Origin of the sequence: Acidithiobacillus albertensis (assembly GCF_001931655.1) — a bacterium.
In the GTDB taxonomy this organism is placed as follows: Bacteria; Pseudomonadota; Gammaproteobacteria; order Acidithiobacillales; family Acidithiobacillaceae; genus Acidithiobacillus; species Acidithiobacillus thiooxidans.
In genome coordinates, this window is record NZ_MOAD01000001.1 from 1959986 (window position 1) to 1984412 (window position 24427).

Annotated in this window: 22 protein-coding genes and 3 tRNA genes; 10 read left to right on the forward strand and 15 right to left on the reverse strand. The window is 52.3% G+C overall.

Annotated elements, in window-relative coordinates; all coding sequences use genetic code 11:
* Window positions 1–12 precede the first annotated feature (12 nt).
* Both BLW97_RS10210 and BLW97_RS10215 read left to right on the forward strand, forming a co-directional pair.
* Window positions 13–1029 carry an efflux RND transporter periplasmic adaptor subunit gene (locus tag BLW97_RS10210; RefSeq protein WP_075323080.1) on the forward strand — a complete coding sequence of 339 codons (1017 nt, stop codon included), beginning with the start codon at window positions 13–15 and terminating at the stop codon, window positions 1027–1029.
* The gene (locus tag BLW97_RS10215) at window positions 1026–4121 is read left to right on the forward strand and encodes an efflux RND transporter permease subunit (RefSeq protein WP_075323081.1); all 3096 of its coding nucleotides are present in this window, start codon (window positions 1026–1028) and stop codon (window positions 4119–4121) included. Before BLW97_RS10210 ends, BLW97_RS10215 begins: the two co-directional genes overlap by 4 nt.
* On the opposite strand, the gene BLW97_RS10220 is transcribed toward BLW97_RS10215, so the two are convergent.
* From BLW97_RS10220 to BLW97_RS10250, 7 genes are all read right to left on the reverse strand, one after another.
* Window positions 4083–4736: a YidH family protein gene (locus BLW97_RS10220; protein ID WP_075323082.1), complete on the reverse strand. Its 654-nt coding sequence runs from the start codon at window positions 4734–4736 to the stop codon at window positions 4083–4085. The two genes, BLW97_RS10215 and BLW97_RS10220, sit on opposite strands and share 39 nt — an antisense overlap.
* Before the next feature lie 45 nt (window positions 4737–4781).
* Window positions 4782–6410 carry an APC family permease gene (locus BLW97_RS10225; RefSeq protein WP_075323083.1) on the reverse strand — a complete coding sequence of 543 codons (1629 nt, stop codon included), beginning with the start codon at window positions 6408–6410 and terminating at the stop codon, window positions 4782–4784.
* A gap of 864 nt (window positions 6411–7274) precedes the next feature.
* Window positions 7275–7348: transfer RNA gene (locus tag BLW97_RS10230), tRNA-Cys, on the reverse strand.
* Between the two features lie 39 nt (window positions 7349–7387).
* Window positions 7388–7462 (reverse strand) — tRNA-Gly (locus BLW97_RS10235).
* A gap of 21 nt (window positions 7463–7483) precedes the next feature.
* A complete protein-coding gene (gene pgsA / locus BLW97_RS10240; RefSeq protein ID WP_075323084.1) occupies window positions 7484–8071 on the reverse strand; it encodes a CDP-diacylglycerol--glycerol-3-phosphate 3-phosphatidyltransferase in 588 nt (195 codons plus the stop codon).
* Window positions 8072–8086: 15 nt separating this feature from the next.
* Window positions 8087–9946, reverse strand: coding sequence for an excinuclease ABC subunit UvrC (gene uvrC, locus BLW97_RS10245; RefSeq protein ID WP_075323085.1), 1860 nt, complete (start codon window positions 9944–9946; stop codon window positions 8087–8089).
* A 15-nt stretch (window positions 9947–9961) separates the two neighbouring features.
* Window positions 9962–10279: a gamma-butyrobetaine hydroxylase family protein gene (locus BLW97_RS10250; RefSeq protein ID WP_010642194.1), complete on the reverse strand. Its 318-nt coding sequence runs from the start codon at window positions 10277–10279 to the stop codon at window positions 9962–9964.
* A 91-nt stretch (window positions 10280–10370) separates the two neighbouring features.
* Here BLW97_RS10250 and efp point away from each other — a divergent pair, with 91 nt between their 5' ends.
* The gene (gene efp / locus BLW97_RS10255; protein ID WP_010642195.1) at window positions 10371–10931 is read left to right on the forward strand and encodes an elongation factor P; all 561 of its coding nucleotides are present in this window, start codon (window positions 10371–10373) and stop codon (window positions 10929–10931) included.
* Between the two features lie 40 nt (window positions 10932–10971).
* On the opposite strand, the gene BLW97_RS10260 is transcribed toward efp, so the two are convergent.
* The 7 genes from BLW97_RS10260 to BLW97_RS10290 form a co-directional block, all read right to left on the reverse strand.
* Window positions 10972–11307, reverse strand: coding sequence for an FtsB family cell division protein (locus BLW97_RS10260; RefSeq protein WP_010642198.1), 336 nt, complete (start codon window positions 11305–11307; stop codon window positions 10972–10974).
* 59 nt (window positions 11308–11366) lie between these two features.
* Entirely contained in the window at window positions 11367–12647 is a 1281-nt protein-coding gene (gene eno, locus BLW97_RS10265; protein WP_075323086.1) for a phosphopyruvate hydratase, read from the reverse strand.
* Window positions 12644–13489, reverse strand: coding sequence for a 3-deoxy-8-phosphooctulonate synthase (gene kdsA / locus BLW97_RS10270; RefSeq protein ID WP_075323087.1), 846 nt, complete (start codon window positions 13487–13489; stop codon window positions 12644–12646). Before kdsA ends, eno begins: the two co-directional genes overlap by 4 nt.
* Complete coding sequence (locus BLW97_RS10275; protein WP_075323088.1) at window positions 13486–15117, reverse strand: CTP synthase; 1632 nt, start codon at window positions 15115–15117, stop codon at window positions 13486–13488. The genes kdsA and BLW97_RS10275 overlap by 4 nt, the downstream gene beginning before the upstream one ends.
* Before the next feature lie 152 nt (window positions 15118–15269).
* Complete coding sequence (locus BLW97_RS10280; protein ID WP_010642205.1) at window positions 15270–16310, reverse strand: NAD(P)-dependent alcohol dehydrogenase; 1041 nt, start codon at window positions 16308–16310, stop codon at window positions 15270–15272.
* A 31-nt stretch (window positions 16311–16341) separates the two neighbouring features.
* Window positions 16342–17013 (reverse strand): cupin domain-containing protein, encoded by a 672-nt coding sequence (locus tag BLW97_RS10285; RefSeq protein ID WP_075323089.1) that lies wholly within the window; start codon window positions 17011–17013, stop codon window positions 16342–16344.
* Window positions 17014–17094: 81 nt separating this feature from the next.
* Window positions 17095–18402, reverse strand: a complete 1308-nt coding sequence (locus BLW97_RS10290) for an arsenic transporter (protein ID WP_075323090.1) — start codon at window positions 18400–18402, stop codon at window positions 17095–17097.
* An 89-nt stretch (window positions 18403–18491) separates the two neighbouring features.
* Between BLW97_RS10290 and BLW97_RS10295 the strand changes: the two genes are divergently transcribed.
* The 3 genes from BLW97_RS10295 to BLW97_RS10305 are packed head-to-tail and all read left to right on the forward strand — an operon-like array spanning window position 18492 to window position 19831.
* Complete coding sequence (locus tag BLW97_RS10295) at window positions 18492–18860, forward strand: ArsR/SmtB family transcription factor (protein WP_242947790.1); 369 nt, start codon at window positions 18492–18494, stop codon at window positions 18858–18860.
* On the forward strand, window positions 18847–19338 hold the full coding sequence (locus BLW97_RS10300) for an arsenate reductase ArsC (RefSeq protein WP_010640437.1): 492 nt from the start codon (window positions 18847–18849) through the stop codon (window positions 19336–19338). The genes BLW97_RS10295 and BLW97_RS10300 overlap by 14 nt, the downstream gene beginning before the upstream one ends.
* A 4-nt stretch (window positions 19339–19342) precedes the next feature.
* Window positions 19343–19831: a VOC family protein gene (locus BLW97_RS10305; RefSeq protein ID WP_010640436.1), complete on the forward strand. Its 489-nt coding sequence runs from the start codon at window positions 19343–19345 to the stop codon at window positions 19829–19831.
* Between the two features lie 234 nt (window positions 19832–20065).
* Here BLW97_RS10305 and uvrB read toward each other — a convergent pair whose 3' ends face one another.
* Window positions 20066–22093, reverse strand: a complete 2028-nt coding sequence (uvrB, locus tag BLW97_RS10310) for an excinuclease ABC subunit UvrB (protein WP_075323092.1) — start codon at window positions 22091–22093, stop codon at window positions 20066–20068.
* A gap of 114 nt (window positions 22094–22207) precedes the next feature.
* On the opposite strand from uvrB, the gene BLW97_RS10315 reads away from it, so the two are divergent.
* The 4 genes from BLW97_RS10315 to BLW97_RS10330 all read left to right on the forward strand — a co-directional run bounded on the left by BLW97_RS10315 (window position 22208) and on the right by BLW97_RS10330 (window position 24381).
* Window positions 22208–22284 (forward strand) — tRNA-Arg (locus BLW97_RS10315).
* A gap of 91 nt (window positions 22285–22375) precedes the next feature.
* Window positions 22376–23458 (forward strand): site-specific integrase, encoded by a 1083-nt coding sequence (locus BLW97_RS10320; protein ID WP_065973676.1) that lies wholly within the window; start codon window positions 22376–22378, stop codon window positions 23456–23458.
* A gap of 282 nt (window positions 23459–23740) precedes the next feature.
* Complete coding sequence (locus BLW97_RS10325) at window positions 23741–24016, forward strand: HU family DNA-binding protein (protein ID WP_075323093.1); 276 nt, start codon at window positions 23741–23743, stop codon at window positions 24014–24016.
* An 11-nt stretch (window positions 24017–24027) separates the two neighbouring features.
* Window positions 24028–24381: a hypothetical protein gene (locus BLW97_RS10330; protein WP_075323094.1), complete on the forward strand. Its 354-nt coding sequence runs from the start codon at window positions 24028–24030 to the stop codon at window positions 24379–24381.
* The last annotated feature ends 46 nt before the right edge of the window (window positions 24382–24427 follow it).

Here is a 24427-nt window from a genome sequence, read left to right on the forward strand (position 1 = left end):
AAGCTTAACCGCATGAAATTTTTACCATATTTTTACCGGGCATCGCTACCTTACTGCTTCAGCATTTTTTCAGGCATTCTGCTCCTCTTGAGCGTTCATAACGCCTGGGGGGCTGGCATACCCGTGCGGACGGCTCCAGTCAGGGTAAGTGCTGCCATTCAGCAAAGCGCCCTGCTGGCCCAGGTTGAAAGTAATGGTGCCGCCACTTTGACAGCCCCCGTTACCGGACGCGTCCTCGGTCCGCTGCTCCCCGATGGACCCGTAACTGCCGGAACGATCATCGCCAGAATCGCGTCACCCGGGTTGCAGAGCAGCATCCAGACCGCACAAAAACAGATTGCCTTTTCTCAAGGACAGTATTTGCGCGACCAGAAATTGTATCAGGATGGCGTCATTGCCCAGCAAAATGTCGCAACCAGTCGTTTGACGCTGGCAGAGGCGCAATCTCATCTGCGCATTTTACAGGCGCAGGCCGCTCAACAAACCCTCATTGCGCCCTTTGCAGGCAGCTTACATTATCTGGTTCCGGCTGGGGCCGTAGTCAATTTTGGAACAGCCATTGCGACCCTGGATGGTCGCGGAAAACCCTGGGCACAGGCCTATGTCACCCCCTCCCTCGCCCGAAACTTACGCCCCGGAAGTACCGTCGTTCTGCACGGTGCAGACTGGCACGGCCTGGGACAGGTCCGTTCCGTAGGACAAAGCGCCCGCCATCTGGGACTGGTGTCCGTCTATATTGATCTGCCAGTACAAAGCCGGGCGCTGCCCGGCGAATGGCTGCAGGCAGAAGTACAACAAGTTCAAGGCCGAGCCTTCCAGATTCCTACTGCCGCTGTGGTAATGCATGCCGCACAGATCGAAGTGTTTGTTATCCGCAAGGGCAAGGCCATGGCTGTTCCCGTACATATTATTGCCAGTCAGGCCGGGCAAAGTTGGGTACAGGGCGCTCTGCGAACCGGCGAGCAGGTCATCGTCAGCGCCAATGATCGCTTGCTCAGTGGCACCCCGGTACAAGAGCAACAACCATGAGAGTGTATCTGCATTTTCTCTGGAGCAATCGCTTCAGCATCTTACTCAGCGCCTTATTATTACTCGGTGCAGGCTGGTTTGCCCTGCAGAATCTTCCGGAAAGCGTCTTTCCGAATGTCAATTTTCCAAGAGTGGCGGTCCTCGTCAATGACGGCAGTCTGCCCGTCAAGTTCATGGAAGTGGAGGTAACCAAGCCCCTGGAAGCGCTCGCAAAAGGTCAGCCAGGGGTGCGTCTGGTTCGCTCGCAAACCGGTACCGGCCTGAGCAAGCTCAATATTTATTTTGAACCAGGGACCAACCCGCAAACCGCATATCTGATGCTCCAGGCACGCCTGGCGCAATACCGCCTGCCCGCCGGTGCGCAATTGCGGGTGATCCGCATGGCACCCTATACCTATCCATTTGCTGAATATGCGCTGGTGTCCAATCAAAAGAGTAGTTCGGCAATGATGCCTACTTTTGCCTTTAAGATACGACCGGCTCTACTGTCCATTCCCGGGATCTATCAGGTGCAGGGCACCGGTCGCGGCTGGCCACAGGTGCATGTGGATCTGGATCCGGCACGGTTAGCGCAGCATCACCTCAGTGCCCGGCAGGTCATCAACGCCTTGCAATCCGCCCAAGGTCCATTTTTTTCTGGGGTTCTGCACGCCTATCATCAGCAGTTGATTCTGGCGACAACAGCGCGGCCTGAAAACGATCAGACCTTGGCTGCCTTGACCCTGCCACTGGGGCCACCCGATGCTTCCGGTGCCCGCACTCCGCTGGCCTTGGGCGCCCTGGGTCAGGTGCATACCGGGCCGCCCCCGCTGCTGAGTGAAGCAGCCATACCCGGTTATCAACACGCCCTGATCATTGACGTACTTGCACAGTCGGGCGCCAATGACGTCAGCGTCGCCCACGCCGTGCAAACACGTCTGAACAATCTGCGCAAACATCTCCCCCCGGGCGTCCATCTGGTACCCATTTATGATCTCAGCCACCTGATCAGCCATAGCCTGCGTGATGTCTGGATTGCCCTGGGACTCGGCAGCCTGATTGCCTGGCTGGTCGTATTGGCCTTTCTGGGACGTTTGGACGGAGCGCTGGCAACGCTGGCCGTGGTCCCTCTGGCCCTGGCTGCCACTTTTCTGGTTCTGCATATGCTCGGATATGGCCTGAATATCATGACCCTGGGGGGCATAACCGCAGCCATCGGTGCTTTGGTGGACCATGCCATCGTCGTGGTCGAACGCGGTCTCCATGGCCTGCAGGGTAAAGCTTCGCAGCGTCGCCAGTTGGCGTTGCGCCGCAGCGCCGACATCCTACCATTGATGAGTCTTGCCACCCTCACCTCCTGCCTGGTGTTTCTGCCCCTGCTCTTCTTATCGGGCACCCTGGGGCTGCTGTTCCGCCATATGGCATTGGCCATCGTCATTGCCCTGCTGGCATCACAAATGGTGGCCTTGCTGGTCACACCGATTCTGACAGCATGGCTCGCCGGTCGTGTGACCTCATCTTCCCGCCGTTTGCATCATGCAGAGCGCTGGGTGCGCCGGCACTACAGTCAATGGCTCATCGCCGGGATGCGCCGCCCTTATTGGGCCATTTTACCCGTCGCTATACTGGCAGGGGCCGCCGGACTGGCACTCACGATCCTGCCGACCGCTTTTCTCCCGCACTGGGATGAAGGCATTATTTCTGTACCCTATCGCACCCAGGTGGGCAGCAGCGTTGCCGAAACCACCCGGATCGGCCGCGCTTTCATGCAGGCGGCACTGCACAATCCCAATGTGCAGCGGGCGTCCCTTATGGTCGGTCGTGGTTTCGAGTTCCGTCATGCACCCGCCAACAAAGGTGCCATCACCATCGTCCTCAAACCGGATCATCACGACAGCACCGAAACCGTGATGGCAGAACTGCGCAAACAATACCGCAGCATGGCCCCCAATCTGATCGGACTGTCTTTGCATCAGACCATGATTGTCCGTCTGGGAAACCTCTCGGGCGCACATGCCCCCCTGGTAGTTTATCTGTTCGGCTCCGATTCCAGCGTTTTGCGTGGTGAAGGCGCACGGCTGGCTGCCGCCCTGAAAAACAGTCATGATTTTGCATCAGTCAACTTCAAGTCCCCATCGGCTGGGCCTGAGTTGGAAATCACCCCCACGCCCATGGCCGCACTTTATGGCATTACCCCGCCGGGCATTGCTGAGCAGCTCAAGGCCCGTTTCTGGGGAAGACAAGCGGGTTTTTTGCTGCATGGCGAACAAATACTGCCTATTCGCGTTAAACTGGTGGGGCAGCCACAGACCCCGCAGACCTTGTCCGCGCTGCCTATCCAACTGCCCGACGGGGCCATGACCTCTCTTTCCAGCATTGCTTCCCTGCACATTCAAGGTGCCATTCCTTTTGTGACTCATCAGAATCTGGTGCCTGATGCTTACATGTGGTTACAACCAAAGCCGGGAGAAGGCCTGGCCCAGGCTGCCCGTCAGACCAAAAAAATCATCACCCAAATGCACTTGCCCGGCAACATCACCCCGGTACTGGGTGGTTACTATCGACAACAGCGGCAAAGCTTTCAGCAGATGGCGTTGATTCTGGCTGGTGCACTGGGTTTACTGTTGATCCTGCTGGGATTTCAGTTCAGCAGTCAACGCGCCGCCGTGGCGGCGCTTCTTTCCATCGCCTTGGCCGCACCGGGCTCCCTGCTTTTGTTATGGATTTGTGGATTGGAACTCGACAGTACGGCTTTTCTGGGCGTGTTGCTGGTTTTTGCCATTGCCGTCAACAATGTCATTCTGATTTTTGCACGTGCGCGCCAAATTGGGGGTACCCATCCCCGCCCGGCTTTGGTGGCCTTTGCTGCGCGACAGCGCCTGCGCCCCATCCTCATGACCATGCTCGCGGATGTTTTCGGGTTTTTACCTCTGGCCATTGGCATTGGCCATGGCACGGATTTACTGAAGCCTTTGGCCATTGCGGTCATGGGTGGGTTGCTGCTCTCGATATTCATGTCTTTATGGTTGGCGCCCGTACTGTATAGCGCTTTGATGTCCAGCGGCCAGATTGACTCAAATCGAAAGTTTGATCAGCAAATAACTCAGCAATGACAAACAGACCAACAAAGACAAGCCATAAAACCCATATAATTTGTGGTGGGGATGATACGCACCATGCTCTACCTGATAAACGGTGAGCATAAATCCACCGAGTCCAACAGCAATATTGATAATCCCCAATACCAGGAAAATAATGCTCATTCCTGAGAAGCTCGCATGCAACGTAATCACCCGGTGCATCATCAGCGCCAGCTTGGTCAGAAAAAAATCGAACTTTTCCATCACAAAACCAAAAATTACAATGCTGATCCCGGTTCTGATCCATGAAAGAAAAGTGCGCTCCGCCGAAAAATAAATACGTGGATCCTGAATTTCTTTGGCAGTGACCGGGGCACCACGATTGATATAGCGCAGATCACGCACAAAAAAATAAAAAACCATAAATAACAAAATCAGCACTGGCCAGGTCAAAAGCTTATACAAGTCCTGAAAAAAAGGAATCAGCCCATAAAAATGCAAAGCAGCCAGTAACAAGATCATTTTTTTAGAAAGAATACCTGTACCAAAAGCTATAAACATAAATTTCAAGTAAGACAGGTAAGTTCTTTCCATGCTCAGGTAAAGCCTGGGCTCGCGCACCGTGGGCAGGTGTTTTAGCAGAAGCATATTATCCGGCGAGCCTTTGGATTATAGTCATGATTCCATTCTTATCTAAGGAGCGGCTGGAGGCACCTTGTTGCCAAACTGACGCATATATATGCGCATGGTTTTATCCGCTACTGATTCACGAATAGCCAGATAAAATACGCTGAGAGCCAAAACCGCCAAGGCCCCCATACTCGGGAAAAATGCCAAATAACCCAGACCACCCAGATCTTTAGGGCCAATCCAACTGATAACCCACATCCCCATAAAGTATGGGAATATCCACCACATGTATTGCCAGCCCATTTCTGCCCAGCGACCTTTTCGAAAAACTCCAGTAAGCGCATAAATAGCCAATAACACAAATAGCGTAATAAAAATAAAGTTCAGCGTGCGCAAACCTGACCAGTAAACAATCCAGGTGGATACCACAAAAGCGATAGGGGCCAGCACCGGTGCCCCCCACAACCGAAATGGACGCTCCAGATTCGGCATAGCCTTACGAATTTGTATCAGGGCAATGGGTCCAATAGAATACGAAAGCACCGTCATGGAGGCAATATATCCGACCATTTTCTGCCAGGATGGGAAAGGCAGAAAAAATATAATGCCAACCAGGAACAAGAGAATAAGTGTCACCCAGGGAACACCATGGCGATTGATCTTGTTCAGCCACATGGGTGCTGCACCAGTTTCAGCCGTAGCCAAGGTAACCCGCGCCGCAGTGGTCGTGTAAATCAGCCCGGTGCCTGCGGGCGAAATAAAAGCATCCACATACAGTAAGGTCGCCAACCAGCCGATGCCCACCGCCGCTGCCAAGGCCGCAAAGGGGCCATTTACCCCCTGGAAATGCAAATGTACCCATCCATCTTTGGCAATATCTGCAGGATTCACCGCACCGAGAAAAGCAACCTGAACGGCGATATAGACTGCCGAAGCAATCAGCACCGAACCGATAACGGCAATAGGCACATCCCGCCTGGGATTTTTACTTTCTCCGGCCAAATCTATGGCATGACGAAAACCCAGCAAACTGAATATGACCCCACCGCTGGCAATGGCGATGAACATGCCATGCACATCACTCAGGGTATTGTCGGCGCGCATGTGAAAGTTTCCGGGATGCCAGGCCACCGCAATCAACATCACCGCCGTTAATAAAGGAATGCCAATTTTCCACCAGGTCGCCGCATTATTGATCCTGAGTACCCAGCCAATCACCATGAAATTGGTGATTACAAACAAACCGAGCATGATCACGGCGATCAAAAACCCGAAACTACTCAGCAAATCCGTATGTGGCTGCAACAGACCCGGATAATAGTTATTGGCATAGGTCAATACGGCCGTCACTTCCAGCGGGGCGATGGAGGCGTAGGAAAGAAATAAAATCCAGCTCCACATATGTCCGACAATAGGTCCATTGCCGACATGCGCCAGATGGACGACTGCTCCGGCACGCGGAATCATGGGTGCCAACTCGGCAAACACCAGGGCCAGCAAAAGAATGGCCGCCGCTCCCAGAATCCAGGACCCGATGGCCAACGGGCCAGCCATTTTTGCCGTGAACAACGGCCCGAATAACCAGCCAGAACCTATGGATGCTCCTACACAGGCCAATATCAGACCAACGAGTCCGCCTTCACGTTTTAGAGCATTTTTTTGAGAAGTGTCGGATTTCCTGGACACAGGCATGTGCGAACCTCCTGATTAATAAAATATGAAAAAAACGTTAAAGCTGGACAAATAATATTTATTTTTATAATAAACAAATATTGAATGTTTCCATATATATCTCATATTTATATAAAAATGTCAATTTTTATTAAAACGACAACATGGTAAACTTTATAATTTATTATTCATATCATAAACTCAGACATCAACAGGAGATGGGATATGATGGATAAAATAAATAAAATAGAGATCAAAACACATCTTATTACAACAGATATAACGCATAAAACGCCTTACGCATGAATTTTAAAACTGCATTAAAAATTGGCTAGTTATGAGTGAATTTCAGTGCTTAGATTGATTCAATGGGATAGACAGAATAAAATCACCGCAAACATAACTACGCTGACGCGTTGATGCATAATCATTGCTTAACACTATTGGAACCTTCGAGAGTAGGTACATCATACTCATTATGCAGTCATTCTTGCCAGAGCCTGTCTACCATCGCTCAAGCCTATCACGGCAATGCCTTTTTTCTTTTCCAGTTTCCGTCGCCATACCGCGCCCTGAGACCCGCCAACTCCCGAATGCCTGAACCATCAACGATGGCCTCAATATACTGGATGGGTCCAATTATTTTCAATCAAACCTCTTCGCCATATTTTCTGCCCTCAACTGATTGTACCGCCTCAACTTCTGAAATGTCTTGTGGCCTTAGTGGCGGCGACTTCCGTTGGATTAGAGCCATTCTCGAACAAGTGGTGGTGGTTTCTTGTGGATCTACCAGCGTTCCAGTTGGCTTACCAAGCTTAACTCAGCAAAGAGCCGCATAAATGCAGTGTTTATTTGACAGGTGCAGGAGAATTTTTTTAGTTTATTTGGAGGCTGGGCCCGGAATCGAACCGAGGTACGCGGCTTTGCAGGCCGCTGCATGACCACTCTGCCACCCAGCCTTAAAAGAAAAGGGAAAGCGTAAAACTTTCCCTTGATATTGGAGCGGGAAACGAGGCTCGAACTCGCGACCCCAACCTTGGCAAGGTTGTGCTCTACCACTGAGCTATTCCCGCATGGGCGCAAAGATAAAGGTATCACCCATCCTTGTCAAGATCAGCGCCAGAGGCCATCAAACTGGGCCAGGCAGCTTGCAGGTAACCGAGCATACTCCACAAAGTCATGATGGCGGCAATAACCAAAAGTCCGATTCCGACAATGCGGGCGGACACCCCCCACAACGCTTCGCGATAAACCAGAAATAAAATGGCGAGCATCTGGGTGGTCGCCTTGGCCTTCCCCAGCCAGGACACCGCCACCTTTTTGCGCTCACCGAGTTCCGCCATCCATTCCCGCAGGGCGGACACGGTAATTTCCCGGCCCACGATCACACTGATGAGGATCCCGGCCAGCACTGGCGGCATTTCTTGCGAGGAGGCAATAAGTATCAGGGCGGTCACTACCATGATCTTGTCGGCCACCGGGTCCAGAAAGGTTCCAAACGGTGAAACGCCCTGGTAGCGTCGCGCCAGATAACCATCTGCCCAGTCGGTAATGGCGGCAATGGCAAAAACAGCCGTTGCTGCATAGGTTCTTGCTTCGCCCCCCCAATAAAACAGGGCAACAAATATAGGCACCAGCAGAATGCGGAGAATGGTCAGATAATTGGGTAAACGCTTTATCACAGTCCGCTAACTTCCTTAATGAAAATGATCATAAATGCGTTGGGCCAATTCCTGATGAATTCCCTCCACTCGTTGCAAGTCGTCCAGACCCGCATCGCGAACGCCCTTCAGCCCGCCAAAAGCGCGCAGCAACGCCATGCGACGTTTGGAACCAATGCCAGGAATGCTATCCAGATCTGACTCCTGACGGTTTTTGCTCCGTCGCGCACGATGACCGGTAATCGCAAAACGATGCGCTTCATCCCTGATTTCCTGAATGACCAACAAGGCAGGATCATCGGGCGGCAACTGCCGGGCCATCGGCCAACCGGGTACATACAGCAGTTCCATTCCGGGTCGGCGGGTTGTCCCCTTGGATACGCCGCAAAGCTGAATCTCATCAATTTCCAGCATCGCCAGTGCCGCCTCGGCACGTGCCAATTGCCCTGGTCCGCCATCTATCAGAACAATCTCAGGCAACGCCATTCCTTCTTTTTGCAGACGACCATAGCGCCGATAGACCGCCTGCTCAATCGCCGCGTAATCATCGCCACCGGTCACATCACGGATGTTGAAACGGCGATAGGCTTCCTTCATCGCCCCATCTTCACCGAAAACCACGCAGGAAGCCACTGCCGCCTCACCCCGGGTATGACTGATATCAAAACATTCCACTCTCTGCGGCAACTCAGGAAGCTCAAAAAACTCCTGCAGCAACAACATTCTCCGCCGCCCCGCACGAGCGTTATGGGTACGCTGACGCAATGCCCCCACAGCATTGGTATGTGCCATAGCCATCCAGCGTTTACGGGGCCCCCGCTGCGGCGCATCCATAACCACTTTATGCCCGGACTGGGTTATCAAGGCTTCTGTCACTGCAGCGCCGTTGCGAGGCAATATATTGATTAAAAGATTCCCCGGCACATCTTTGTTATTATAGAACTGCATGAGAAAACCTGCCATGACATCCGGCCCGCGCAGGTCTTCAGTATGCTGAGGAAACAAGGCCCTGCCACCCAGTTGGCGACCATTGCGGATAAAGCTGACAAAAATGACCCATTGTCCATTTTCCTGGACCAGGGCTATCACATCAAAATCGCCACCACCCGCTTGCGCCACATATTGGCGCTCCTGAATTTTGGACAGGGCGGCAATCTGATCGCGACGCCGGGCCGCTTCTTCAAAATTCAACTGTTCTGATGCCTGTTGCATCCTTTCGCCCAGATTGCGAATGGCCTCGTCACTCCTGCCCTCCAGAAAACGAACGGCATCATTCACATCCCGGGCGTAGTCTTCAGGGAGAATATGCCCCACACAGGGGCCACTGCAACGCTGAATCTGGTATTGCAGGCAGGCGCGACTGCGATTGCGAAACGTAGGTTCTTCACAAGTCCGCAAACGGAAGGCCTTTTGCAGCAGCACCATACTTTCACGTAAGGCCGTCACCGCCGGGTATGGACCAAAATAATGTCCCTTTTTCTTTTGTGCGCCACGGTGCAGACTCATTTGCGGGAAAGACACGCCGGTCTCAATCAATAAATACGGATAACTTTTGTCATCGCGCAGCAATATATTATAGGGAGGATGGTGGCGCTTGATGAGATTCGCCTCAAGTACCAGGGCCTCTGTTTCCGTATGGGTGACGAGCACTTCGACCTGTTGCACCTGCGCAAGCATAGCGAGGGTTTTGGGACTATGCCGCTGTTTCTGAAAGTACGAACTCACGCGGCGTTTCAGATTGCGCGCCTTACCGACATAAAGCAGGCGTCGGCCGACGCCGTACATCTGATAAATGCCGGGCTGACTGGTCAGCGTACGCAAAAACTCCCGAAGATCGAAAGGCGCATCAGATTCCAGCACCTGATTGGCAGAATTTTCAGAGGATTCTTGCGTCATCACGTCAACGGGGGTTTATGCTGTCCCGGCCTGCTGCGCGTCCAGACGACGCAGATATTCCCAGGTAAAAATCCCGGTGCTGTGGCCATCGCTGAAATGAATTTGAATGGCATAGTTTCCAACCGGCAGCACATCGACAATACTCACGTCTTCCTTGCCGGTGATCACCCGGGCTTCATCCGGGGTGTGACCCTTGCATTCCGCGCAGGGGCACTCCACCCGCAAATGTTCAAAACTGAGAACACTGGTATGACCATCTGCCCAGTCAATTTCCATCTTCCGACTGATCATCAAGGGGCGAATTTCCAGGGGCTGGGTGTGCGTGTCGGACATGAGAAACCTCGTAAAGGAGCGGACTGGTCAGCAATAAGCCTCTAGGGTACAATTCACGCCCTCTAAAGGGAATGCCCACAAGGATGATGGTATGAAGATTTCGGCCTTTGATATTCGCCCCGGCAATATTCTGGAACATGAAAAAGGGCTTTGGCGTGTACTCAAAACGGATTTTGTAAAGCCTGGCAAAGGCGGGGCCTTCGTTCAGGTCGAAATGAAAAACATCGAAACAGGAACCAAATCCAATACCCGTTTCCGCTCGGGTGAAACCATGGAAAAAGCCGTTGTGGAAGCCCGAACCATGCAATATTTGTATGCCGACAGCACTGGTTATGTATTCATGGATAACGAAAGCTTTGAACAATCCATTCTCAGCGAAGATCTGCTGGAAGGTCAGACTGGGTATTTATTGCCCAATACGGAAATTCAGGTCAATCTGCATAATGATCGCCCCATTGGGGTGGAATTACCTTCGGTGGTCGTTCTTGAAGTGACCGAAGCCGATCCGGCCATCAAAGGACAGACAGCAACCGGCTCCTACAAATCAGCGCGCATGGAAACGGGCATTACGGTGATGGTGCCCCAGTTTGTGAATTCCGGGGAGAAAATCCGGGTAAATACTACTGATGGGACGTATATAGACCGGGCCTGAATGAAAAAGCCGCCTGAGCAAAACAGGTTAGGCGGCTTGTTCAGGATTTTTCCGTTGCCGGAATCACCCAGACAAAAATTTCGCCTTTACTGACCATCCCCAAATGGCGGCGCGCCAACTCTTCTACGGCGCGATCTCCGCTTTGCAGGCTGACCACCTTGGCTTCCAGATGATCATTGCGCGCTTCCAGCTTTTTCAAAACTACTTCTTTGCTCTCCAGCTTGTGATGTAATTCACCCACATTTAACCAGCTGCCCGTTCCAAACCACAGCGGGTATTGCAAAGCACACAAAGCGGCGAGCAACATGAAATCAACCAGGCGCATTTCTGATTTTGCCGTATTCACTTTGGCTTTGAACTGCGCCCAATCAAACATATCGAAATAATCTCCGGGAAATGCAAGCGCCTTTGCAAACGCTCTATAATATCTACCTTTTAGTCGAGATTATAAAAAGTTGCAAGTCCTGGATAACGCGCAACCTCACCCAATTCTTCTTCAATACGCAAAAGACGATTATATTTGGCCACCCGATCGGTGCGTGACAAAGAACCGGTTTTAATTTGTCCACAACCCGTAGCCACCGCCACATCTGCCAGGGTTGTGTCCTCCGTTTCACCCGAACGATGCGACACAATGGCGGTATAACAATGGGTTTTGGCCATTTCAATGGCCGCCAGAGTTTCTGATAAGGTCCCGATCTGATTGAGTTTAATTAAAATACTATTACCCACACCGCGCTCAATCCCTTCACGCAAGATGGCGGTGTTTGTCACAAAAATATCATCGCCCACCAGTTGCAGACGGTCGCCCAAACGATCTGTCAGGGTAATCCAGCCTTCCCAGTCATTCTGGTCTATACCATCTTCAATGCTGATCAAGGGATAACGATCAGCCAGCGCAGCCAGATAATCCACAAATTCCGCACTGCTTAAATCACGTTTTTCGCTGGCCAGATGATAACGGCCATCCCGATAAAATTCGCTGGAGGCCACATCCATACCCAGCCAGATGTCCTTACCCGGTTGATAACCGGCCTGGGCAATGGCATCCATCAGCAGTTCCAGAGCCGCTTCATTGGATGGCAGATTCGGGGCGAAACCCCCTTCATCGCCTACCGTTGTCGCCAATCCTTTCTTCTGCAAGACCCCTTTCAGGCTGTGAAACACTTCCACACCCATCTGCAAGGCTTCCGAAAACGATTCCGCACCCGCAGGAATCAGCATGAATTCCTGCATATCCACATCATTATCGGCATGGGCACCACCGTTAATGACATTCATCATGGGTACCGGCAACTGCACCGGACCCAGGCCACCAATATACCGATAAAGCGGCTGTCCGGCGGCGTGAGCGGCGGCATGGGCAGCGGCCAGGGAAACGCTCAAAATGGCGTTGGCACCCAGACGGGACTTGTTTTCAGTACCATCCAGGGCGCACATGGCAGCATCCAGATGCTCCTGGTCTTCCGCTTCCATCCCCAACAGGGCATCCTGAATTTCACCATTAACATGCTCTACCGCCTTGCGTACGCCCTTGCCACCATAACGTGAGCCACCGTCCCGCAATTCCATGGCCTCCCGCTCACCCGTCGATGCGCCACTGGGGACAATGGCGCGCCCCATGGCCCCATTTTCCAGATGAACTTCGGCTTCTACAGTAGGATTACCACGTGAATCCAGTACTTCACGACCTTGAATGCGGACAATGGCGTTCATATTAAATCCTCAGGATGATTTTCAGGAAAATCTTGGGCTTTGACCAACTGGTCGATGTGTTGAAGGGTGCGCAGCAGGCTTTCCAGCCGACCCAGTGGCCAGGCATTGGGACCATCGGACAGGGCTTCGGCAGGACGCGGATGGGTTTCCATAAACAGACCGGAAACCCCCGCAGCGACGGCGGATCTGGCCAGTACTGGCACAAACTCGCGCTGCCCGCCGGAACGATCCCCCTGCCCTCCCGGCAGTTGCACGGAATGCGTGGCATCAAAAACAACCGGGCAGTCAGTCTGGCGCATCACGGCCAGGGAGCGCATATCCGAAACCAGGTTATTGTATCCGAAAGAAGCGCCCCGTTCGCAGACCATAATCTGGGCATTACCCGTCGCCTTGGCTTTTGCGGCAACATGAAGCATGTCCCAGGGTGCCAGAAACTGGCCTTTTTTAATATTGACCGGCTTTCCGGCTGCAGCCACGGCCTGAATAAAATCGGTCTGACGACATAAAAAAGCGGGAGTCTGGAGGACATCTACGACCTCGGCAACCGCCTTTACATGCTCTTTTTCGTGGACATCGGTAATGACCGGCACGCCCAACTCCCGGCGCACTTTTTCGAGAATCCGCAGCCCTTCATCCATGCCGGGACCGCGAAAACTGGTGCCCGAAGAACGATTCGCCTTGTCATAAGAGCTTTTGTAAATAAAGGGAATATTCAGGCGATGACAGATGTCCCGGAGCGTTTCCGCTGTCTGCAAGGCCAGCTTTTCACTTTCTATGGCACAAGGGCCCGCAATCAGAAAGAAAGGACGATCCAGCCCGACCTCAAAACCGCAGAGATTCATGCCTGTTTCTCCCGCTGGGTAACCGCCGCCGCCATGAAGGCATCAAAAAGCGGATGGCCCTGACGCGGGTTACTGGTAAATTCAGGGTGAAACTGACAGCCCAGAAACCAGGGATGATCCCGCAATTCCACCACCTCGACCAAAGCACTATCCGCCGAAAAGCCGGTATACTGCAAACCGGCCGCTGCCAAAGGTGCCCGATAGCGGTTATTGAATTCAAAACGGTGGCGGTGGCGCTCATAAATGGCGGTTTGGGCATAGGCTTTAGCGACCAGACTGTCCGGCTGCAAGGTACATTCCTGCTCACCGAGACGCATGGTTCCCCCCAGATTACCGCCCTCTTCCCGATAAGCCGTATTACCTTCAGGATCAGACCATTCGGTCATCAGGGTAATTACCGGATCCGGCGTTTCCGGGTCCAGCTCGGAACTGTTGGCATTGACCAGCCCGGCACAATGGCGGGCAAATTCCACTACGGCCAACTGCATACCCAGACAAATTCCCAGATAGGGCACTTTATTTTCTCGGGCATAACGAATTGCGGTAATTTTCCCCTCTGTACCACGCCCGCCAAATCCACCAGGTACCAGGACTGCATCAGCTTCAGCCAGCATGCCCGCACCCCGGGATTCAATATCTTCGGCATCTACATAGAGAAAATGCACCTTGCGTCGGGCCCGCAATCCCGCATGTAACAGGGCTTCCGCCAGCGACTTGTAAGACTCGGTCAGCCCTACATATTTACCGACCAGGGCAATGACGATATCCCCTTCGGGATTTTCCAGGGCATGGATAATCCCCTGCCATGCGCCGAGATCCGGCGCCGGAGCCTGCAGGCCGAGGTCCTGCAATACCAGATCATCCAGGCCCTGGTCATGGAAAAGTAGCGGCAGACGGTAAATACTGTCTGTATCAATGGCTGAAATAACGGCTTTTTCAGTGAGATTGGAAAACAGGGCGATTTTGGCACGATGGTCTTCCGGGATCGGGCGGTCTGCCCGACACAACAGAACATCGGGTTGAATACCAATAGCGCGCAGCTCGCGCACTGAATGCTGGGTCGGCTTGGTTTTCATTTCACCAGCCGAGGGCAGATAGGGTACCAGGGTCAGATGCATGAACAGGGTATTGCCGCGCCCCTCTTCCACGGCCATTTGGCGGATGGCTTCCAGGAACGGTTGAGATTCAATGTCACCCACTGTTCCACCGATTTCTACCAAAGCCACATCCGCATCACTGGCACCAATACGAATCCGGCGTTTAATTTCGTCGGTCACATGGGGAATCACCTGCACGGTGCGGCCCAGATAATCACCACGACGTTCTTTTTCAATCACTGTCTGATAGACCAGCCCGGTCGTGAAATTATTGCGCTTGGTCATGCGGGTCGAAATGAAACGCTCGTAGTGACCGAGATCCAGATCCGTTTCCGCACCGTCTGCGGTGACAAACACTTCGCCATGCTGAAAAGGACTCATGGTACCCGGATCTACGTTAATATACGGGTCCAGCTTCATCATGGTTACTTTAAGTCCGCGCGCCTCCAACAACGCGGCAAGAGCCGCGCCGGCGGCGCCCTTGCCCAACGAAGAAACCACACCACCAGTAACGAAAATGTATTTGCTCATAGGTCTCGACGTGCACGCGCTTGATGCTGTGCATGGTAGCCAATTCGGACCTAAGGCACAACGCGAACAATAAACAGGAAGGGAAAAACAGGAGGGCCTGGCAACCGGGCCCGCTATAGCAGACCCGGTAGATACATTTTTCGGACCCCTTGTTACAGGGTAGCCATATCAATGACAAAACGGTATTTAACGTCGCTTTTCAGCATCCGTTCATAGGCCGTGTTGATGTAGTCCATGGGAATTATTTCAATGTCCGAACCAATTCCGTGTTCTGCACAGAAATCGAGCATTTCCTGGGTTTCCCGAATACCACCGATGAGCGAGCCCGCCAGCTGACGACGTTTGAATATCAGGTTAAAAACTTCCGGAGAAGGATGTGGCTCGGCGGGAACACCCACCAGCGTCATGGTGCCATCCCGCTTCAACAGGCTCAGGAAGGCATCCAGATTGTGGGAAGCGGCCACCGTATTGAGGATAAAATCAAAACTGTTGGCCTGCTCAGCCATCTGCTTGGGATCCGTGGAAATGCAGACCTCATCCGCGCCCAGACGTTTACCATCTTCGATTTTACCGGGCGAGGTCGTAAATAAAACGACATGAGCCCCCATCGCATGGGCCAGCTTGACGCCCATATGACCCAATCCACCCAAACCGACAATACCCACTTTTTTACCCGGCCCAACCTGCCAATGGCGTAACGGCGAGTAAGTGGTGATGCCCGCACAAAGCAACGGAGCCACACTGGCCAGACTTTTCTCGTCATGGCGGACTTTTAATACAAAAGACTCCTTGACGACCACACTTTGAGAATAACCCCCAAACGTATTCTCCCCGCCAAACACCGGGCCATTGTACGTACCGGTAAAACCATTCTCGCAATATTGTTCTTCACCCTCGTCACAGGAGCTGCAATGTCCGCAACTGTCCACCATACAACCCACGCCTGCAAAATCACCTACTTTGAAATTTTTGACCTGATCACCGACAGCCACCACCCTGCCGACAATTTCATGACCAGGCACTGAGGGATAAATGGTGTTTTTCCACTCATTACGGGCTGTGTGCAAATCAGAATGGCAGACACCGCAGTAAAGAATCTCAATTTTGACATCATCCGGACCAGGCTGACGTCTTTCAATCTCATGCGGGGCTAAAGGGCTGGTGGATGATTGGGCTGCATAGGCTTTCGTCATAATATCTCCTTAAATCACTTGTCGTGTGTACTTAACTGCCATCTGCCGGCAAAGGCAGATGGCCCGTCTTGACCAGAATCAGGCAACCTTCCTTGCTGAAAGGCTGGTGGGCACTCCAATGGGGACTCCGCATCCAGGTTCCGGCGGGATATTCGCCGTGCTCATCGGCAAATGTTCCTTCCAAAACCAGTATTTCTTCACCGCCATAATGACGGTGTGCCTGAAAATAAGTTTCCGGCTGCCAGCGCACCAGCGCGGTATGCTCTCCCTCAAAGTCAGCCAGGGGGAGTACCGTAAGGCCATCTACCAGACCGGATGACCAACGCGCCTGAGCCATGTTGACACGTACCGGCTGCAGATCCCGAGGATTGAAGTGGCGCAACTTTACAAAAAGGATGCAGCCCTCATCTGAATAAGGGGCATGGGCAGAACCAGGAGGATTACGCAAATAAGTCCCGGGACCATAACTTCCTGTCTCATCGGAAAACGTCCCCGTCAGAACAAAAATTTCTTCACCCAGAGGGTGTTGGTGTTCTGGAAAATGGGCACCGGGAACATAACGTACCACGGAAGTCGCACGGGCTGCTTCCTCCCCGTCCCGCTCCAGCAAACGACGCTGAACGCCCTCTGCCGGAGAACCCTGCCAGGGTAAGTCCGGGGTGTAAATGACCACCGTTTTGGACCAATCGGTATTGAGCTGCATCACTATCTCCTGTTATTACATACCGTCTGGTTGGTATAAATTTTAGGAAATAGCGGCCCAAACGTCAAGTCGCCAAGGACCTTAGACCAGAGGCAACCACCAGGCCAGCATCAACAGAGTCAAAAACAATACGGGTGGAGTGATGAGCAGACCGGTTTTCATATATTGCCCCCATCCCACGGTGACGCCCTTACGGCTGAGCACATGCAACCAGAGCAAGGTGGCCAGACTGCCGATGGGCGTAAACTTCGGCCCCAGATCGCAACCGATGATGTTGGCATAAATCATGATTTCACGGAGCATGGGATCCGCCGTGGCAGGTAGATGATGAATAGCCAGCGCACCCACCAGCACAGCGGGCATATTGTTCATGATCGAAGACAGCAGCGCGGCCATGAAACCGGTGCCCAGCGCCGCCACTACCGGACCATGGCTGGCAAAATCATGGAGTGCTATGGTCACAAAATGGATCAGTCCGGCATTGCGTAAACCATAAACCACCAGATACATGCCCAGACTGAACACCACAATGGCCCAGGGAGCGCCGCGCAACACCTTGCGCACCGGAATCTGTGCATCGCGACCACCCTGCAACCAGCGACCAGCCAAAGCCAACATGATCAAGGCCCCGGTTCCGGTGACTACCGACACGGGTACATTCCAGTGCGCCGTCACAAAATAGGCTACCAACAATAAGATAAGCACTGGAAAACTGGCACGAAACACCAGATGATCTTTAATGACCGTCGCCGGATCCGGCAAATGCGCCGTAGGATAACTGCCTGACAAACTGCGTCGGAAATACAGCCAGAGAACCGCCAAAGTGGAAAGCAATGCCACAATATCAACGGGCACCATGACGGTCGCATATTGTGAAAAGGAAATATTAAAATAGTTGGCGCTGACAATGTTCACCAGATTGGAAATCATCAACGGCAAACTGGTGGTATCGGCGACAAAGCCAGTAGCAATAATAAAAGCAAAAGTCGCTGTGGGAGAAAAATCCAGACGGAGCAAAATGGCCATCACAATGGGCGTCAACAAAAGAGCGGCGCCATCATTGGCAAAAACCGCAGCAATACAGGCACCCAACAAGACAATCAGGACAAAGAGCAAGCGACCGCGTCCCCCGCCCCAACGCGCTACATGCAGGGCTGCCCAGTGGAAAAATCCGGCCTCGTCCAGAATCAGGGAAATGATAATCAGGGCTACAAAGGTAAAGGTGGCATCCCAGACAATATGCCAGACAATAGGAATATCGCTCCAGGTAATGACGCCCGTTGCCAGGGCAACGACCGCCCCGCCCATGGCGCTCCAGCCTATGCTCAGGCCTTTGGGTTGCCAGATGACCAAAATCAGGGTGACGAGAAAAATGACTACGGCCAGCATGGGGCTATACTCCAGACGATTGGAAAGTGACGTCAGTCTTGACGAGGCGTTGATACTTGTCAATACTACAAGAAATGTTCGTGGATAGAATGATGGAAATTTCAAAAGAAACGGAAAATATTGTTCAGCAACTGGAGTCGCTAGCCTCTCCCGTGCGCCTGGAAATTTTTCGCCTGCTCGTTGAACAGGAGCCCACAGGACTGGTTTCCGGTGATATTGCCGAACATCTGGACCAACCCCACAATGGTATCTCCTTTCATCTGAAAAGCCTTCAACATGCCGGTCTGGTTACGGTGCAACGCGAGGGTCGTTATCAACGCTATCGGGCTGACATGAGCGTAGTTCGGGCATTAGTCGCCTATCTGACAGAAAATTGCTGTCGTGGTACCCGGAATTGTTCTTTACCCCAACCTGCAAATCTGCCACTTGACGAGGAAGCACTGAATGAAAACTCCTGAAATCCTGTTTCTTTGCACCGGAAATTCCTGTCGTTCCATTCTCGCCGAAGTCACCATGAACGGACTGGCCGATTCACGTCTGCACGCGACCAGTGCCGGAAGCCATCCTGCGGGTTATGTTCATCCGCGTTCGATACAGCTTCTCCAGCAGGAGGGGTTTGCCACGGAAGGCCTGAGCAGCAAATCCTGGGATGAACTGAAAACCACGCCGGACATTGTCATTACCGTTTGTGCCAGTGCTGCTGGCGAGGCCTGCCCCGCCTACCTCGGACCCGCCATACGCGCGCATTGGGGGGTGGAAGATCCGGCCAAGGCCACCGGCAGCGAAGCAGAAATTGATGCGGCTTTTCAAACGGCATACCGTATTCTCCGGCACCGCATTGAAGCCTTGCTGAAATTGCCTGTTGCTGAATGGCTCGAAAAAGATCCCGCTCAGTTAAGGCAGGAACTGAATCGCATTGGCAGCATGGAACCCTGAGCGTATGGATACAACCAATCAGAACCCGGTGATGGTTCCTGCTGCCCAGGAATTTCATCTCAGTTTCCGGGTCAGCAACCTAGCCGAAAGCACTCGTTTTTACGAGCACTTTCTGGGGGTCGCGCCCAAACAGAGCACGGCACGCTTCAGCACTTTTATCGTCCCGCATTTGTGCCTGAATCTCGTTATTCTGGTGAATGACCGGGGAGAAGCGCTGGACACTTACAGCCTTTACCATGTGGGACTGGGTGTGAAAGACCGGGCGGCAGTCATCGAAAGCTATCATCGCGCCATGGCGGCAGGTGCCGAAATTGTTAAACCGCCCCGCACCACCTGGCGCGGTACGCCTCTACATGAACTTTGGCTGCGGGATCCTACGGGCTACAACATTGAAGTGTACGCCCGCCTGACTGATGCCGAACTGGCAGAAATGCCCGCTGATCAGGAGCCGTTTTTCCTGGTAGCGGGTACTGAACCGAAAGAAAACGCCTGATTTATCATGAAGCTAAAAACGGCAGTTGCCGTGGGTGCTTTGCAGCGACTTTTGTTTTGAGCCGTCGTTGTTCTTGGCGAAATCCAGCGCCCGTCAGGAGATCTGTTTGAGCCCGCAGGGCGAGTTCTCTCCTGACAGCAGGATGAGCCCTAGAACAACAGGCGAGGAACAACGGAGCAAAAAACACCCACGGCAACTGCCGTTTTTTGGATGAATGATCTAACCGGTCTGGTATTAGTCTTCTAACAAAGACACTTCCAGATCGGTACCCAACAGACGGGTTTCCAGTTTTTTTATTTCGTCCCGCAATGCTGCCGCCTGCTCAAATTCCAGATTGCGCGCATGGCGGAACATTTCCTCTTCCAGCTCCTTGATTTTTTTGGCAACGGCTTTCGGCTCATTGAGCAGACGATAAGCGCTGTTTTTCTCTGCCACCTTCGCTGCAGGTTGCGCGTTACGCCGATACACGCCCTCAATAATATCCGCCACGGGTTTCACTATACCCTTGGGGGTAATTTGGTGGACCGCATTAAAATGCACTTGCTTTTCGCGGCGGCGATCTGTCTCTGCCATGGCCGCCGTCATGGATTTGGTGATCTGATCCGCATACAAAATCGCTCGACCGTGCAAATTCCGGGCTGCGCGGCCAATGGTCTGAATCAACGAGCGCTCCGAGCGCAGAAAGCCCTCCTTGTCTGCATCCAGAATCGCCACTAACGCCACTTCGGGCATATCCAGCCCCTCACGCAGCAGGTTAATGCCAATCAGCACATCAAAAACGCCTGCGCGTAAATCCCGAATAATTTCCACCCGTTCAACTGTTTCAATATCTGAATGCAAATAGCGGCATTTGATACCCAAGTCGTGCAGATAGTCGGTCAAGTCTTCTGCCATACGCTTGGTCAGGGTGGTAACCAGAATGCGCCAGCCACTGCGGATGACTACATGGATTTCACTAATCAAGTCATCGACCTGGCCTTTTGCCGGGCGTACCTCCACGAGCGGGTCCACTAATCCGGTAGGCCGCACCACCTGCTCGACAATCTGCCCGGAGTGCTCCATTTCATAGGGTCCGGGAGTTGCCGAAATCATGATGGTCTGGGGCATGAGTGCTTCAAACTCAGGAAACATCAGGGGTCTATTATCCAGCGCAGAAGGCAGACGAAAGCCATATTCCACCAGAGTTTCCTTGCGGGAGCGATCCCCCTTGTACATCCCCCCGAACTGGGGCACGGTGACGTGAGATTCATCAATAAACAGTAAAGCATTGGGTGGCAGGTAATCCATCAAGGTAGGCGGTGCCTGCCCGGCGCTTCTTCCCGATAAATAACGGGAATAATTTTCGATACCCGAGCAATATCCCAACTCTGCCATCATCTCCAAATCAAAACGGGTGCGTTGCTCCAGACGTTGGGCTTCTACCAGTTTGTTGGCCTTGCGGAGATCTTCAAGACGCTGCCGCAATTCATCCTTGATACTGTCCAGCGCTTCCAGAATTTTCTCTCTGGGGGTTACATAATGGCTTTTGGGATAAATGGTATAGCGCGGCAAACGCACAATGGTTTTCCCCGTGAGCGGATCAAAAAGCGAAACCCGTTCAATTTCCTCCCCGAATAATTCCACCCGCACGGCTTCGTCTTCACTTTCTGCGGGCCAGATATCAATCACATCACCGTTAACCCGAAAGTTACCGCGTTTCAGTTCCAATTGGTTACGGGTGTACTGCATTTCTGCCAGCCGCTGAAGAATCGCACGCTGATCCATGAAATCGGACTCGCGCAAATGCAAAATCATGCCATGGTATGAAGCGGGATCACCCAGTCCGTATATGGCGGAGACCGTCGCCACAATAATGACGTCAGGCCTTTCGAGCAGAGCTTTCGTCGCGGAAAGGCGCATCTGCTCAATATGGTCATTAATGGAAGCATCTTTTTCAATAAAAGTATCCGAAGACGGGACATAGGCCTCCGGCTGATAATAATCGTAATAACTGACAAAATACTCGACGGCGTTATGCGGAAAAAAACTGCGCATTTCTGCATAGAGCTGCGCCGCCAGAGTCTTGTTGGGGGCCATGATAATGGCTGGGCGCTGGGTCGTGGCAATGACATTGGCAACTGTAAAGGTCTTCCCGGAACCGGTTACCCCCAGAAGCGTCTGGAAAAATTCTCCGTCCGTCAGCCCCTGGACCAGCTGACGAATCGCCTCCGGCTGATCGCCCTGGGGCGAAAAGCGGCTTTCCAGAATAAGGCTTTTGTCCATTGGCCACTCCACGAGTTACGTTTGGTTTACTTCAATGCAGATCTACGCCCTTCCCTGATCACGATGCCTACTTTACAATATATCGGCTTGTACAAACATCCGTTGTTCGTTCATGCGCCTGTAGCTCAACTGGATAGAGCAACGGCCTTCTAAGCCGTAGGTCAGGGGTTCGAGTCCCTTCAGGCGCACCATATAAAACAGTAAGTTACTATTTTAAGTTGATGCGAAAATGAATTTATGCCACCCTAGCGCCATACTTAGTCAAAAACTGAGGCGGCAAATATGGCAACCATTCGTTCACGAGAAGATCGGGATGGCATCACAATAGGCTGGCAAGCCCAGATCAAGCGCAAAGGTTTCCCGCTACAAGTCAAAACATTCAGGACCAAAGCTGAAGCCAAAGAATGGGCAACCGTTACAGAATCTGAAATGATGCGAGGGGTTTTTGTTCAGCGCACGGAATCCGAACAGACTACCGTACATGATCTACTGTCCAGATATGCAGATGAAGTGCTGCCAAATCTCAAGGGTGGACACAAAGAACTATCCAGAATCAAGGCATTACAGGCTGGATTAGGCAAATATTCGCTTGCTGCGATCAATTCTTCCATAATTGCAAAATATAGAGACAAACGCCTATCCACAATCAGCGAAAAGACGGGGCGCTTGATCGGTACGCAATCCATAAAACATGAGTTAGGTTTGTTGCAACGCGCATTGAAAATGGCGGCTATGGAATGGGGTATTGCTCTTCCGGGTGGCATCCCTACTGCACTTGTAAAGAAGCCTGCATTACCTGCTGCAAGAGATCGTCGCCTAGTGGATGATGAAGAAAAAAGGCTACTGGATGCTTGCACCAATGCACAAAATGCTTGGCTGCAACCCGTCGTCATTTTCGCCATTGAAACCGCGATGCGCGCCGGTGAAATACTAGAAAGTTGGAAGTATATAAAAGACACTGACGGTCACAAGGTTAAAGTTAGAGTGAGCGATGGCCTGCAATGGTCAGACGTTGATCTAAACAAGCGTACCGCACACCTGCCCAAAACCAAGAACGGCGAGGCTAGAACTGTTCCACTTTCCAGTAGAGCCATTCAGGTTTTGCAGGACTTGCCACGATCCATGGATGGGCGGGTATTTGGCACAACCTATGAAGGCATCCATCAAGCTTTTGCTAGAGCCTGCAAACGCGCGGAAATCGATGACTTGCGCTTTCATGACTTACGCCACGAAGCCACCAGCCGCTTTTTTGAGAAAGGCTTACGCGAAATGCAGGTTGCCGCCATCACCGGCCATAAAACCTTGCAAATGCTGAAGCGGTACACGCATTTGAAAGCGGAAGATTTGGCAAAACTGTTGGGGTGATGGATAAACCATCATGACCGTGCAGGCCATTACGGGCCATAAATCGACGCAAATGATGAAGCGTTACACGCATATTTCGGGCAAAGTATTAGTGGATGCCGTCCGTTCCTGACGGACGGCATTCCGAGTTCGGAAGCTGTGCATTCCGAACACTGGATGCTGTGAGGGGTTTGTAGTTTATCCTCTTGAAAAAGTCTTGTGCCTGTGTAAAAACCACGAATTGCAGACTGGGCTTTTATCGCTTAAATTACCATTACTCATTACATCCAAAGGATGGTATCCATGAACAAATCCGAATTTATATCCGCCCTGTCACGTCACGGCGAAATGTCCAAAACAGATGCCGAGAAGTTTTTTCAGGCTTTTCGGCATACGCTGGAAGCGGAATTGCCGTCAGCCGGAAAGATTGTCTTTACGGGTTTCTGTACTTTTGAGGTCGTGGAAAAACCCGCCCGTAAAGGCCGCAATCCGGCGACTGGACAGGAAATCGATATTCCTGCTAAAAAGAGTGTAAAGTTTAAGGCAGGTAAAGAATTTGCAGACAAAGTGAACATTTAGAGGAATAGGCCATGACAGAAGTGAAAAAACGTATTCGTCGTACCGCAGAGCAACGGCTGGCGGATTTGGAAAAGAAGCAGGCGGAAATTCTTGAACGTCAGAGGGCCGCGCTCGCCAAGATTGAGTCCGCCAAGAAAAAGATCATGCAAACCCCTACCGTGCGGAAAGGCAACCTTGAGATTGAAAAACGCTTTGGGCGGGCAGTGAAGGTCATCGCCCCTGAATGGGACCATCGGCACTACATTGCGGCCATTGAGAAGGTGCTGGCGGATTCCGCTGATGCAGCCGACCTCTCGGTGCGTGGTGAAGCCTTACTGGAAGAGCACGGAAAAGCCAGACGGGGACGACGACCCAAAGTTGGGTAAACACGATTTTCAGTAAAACCGCCCATTCTCATTCGATAAAGGTCGA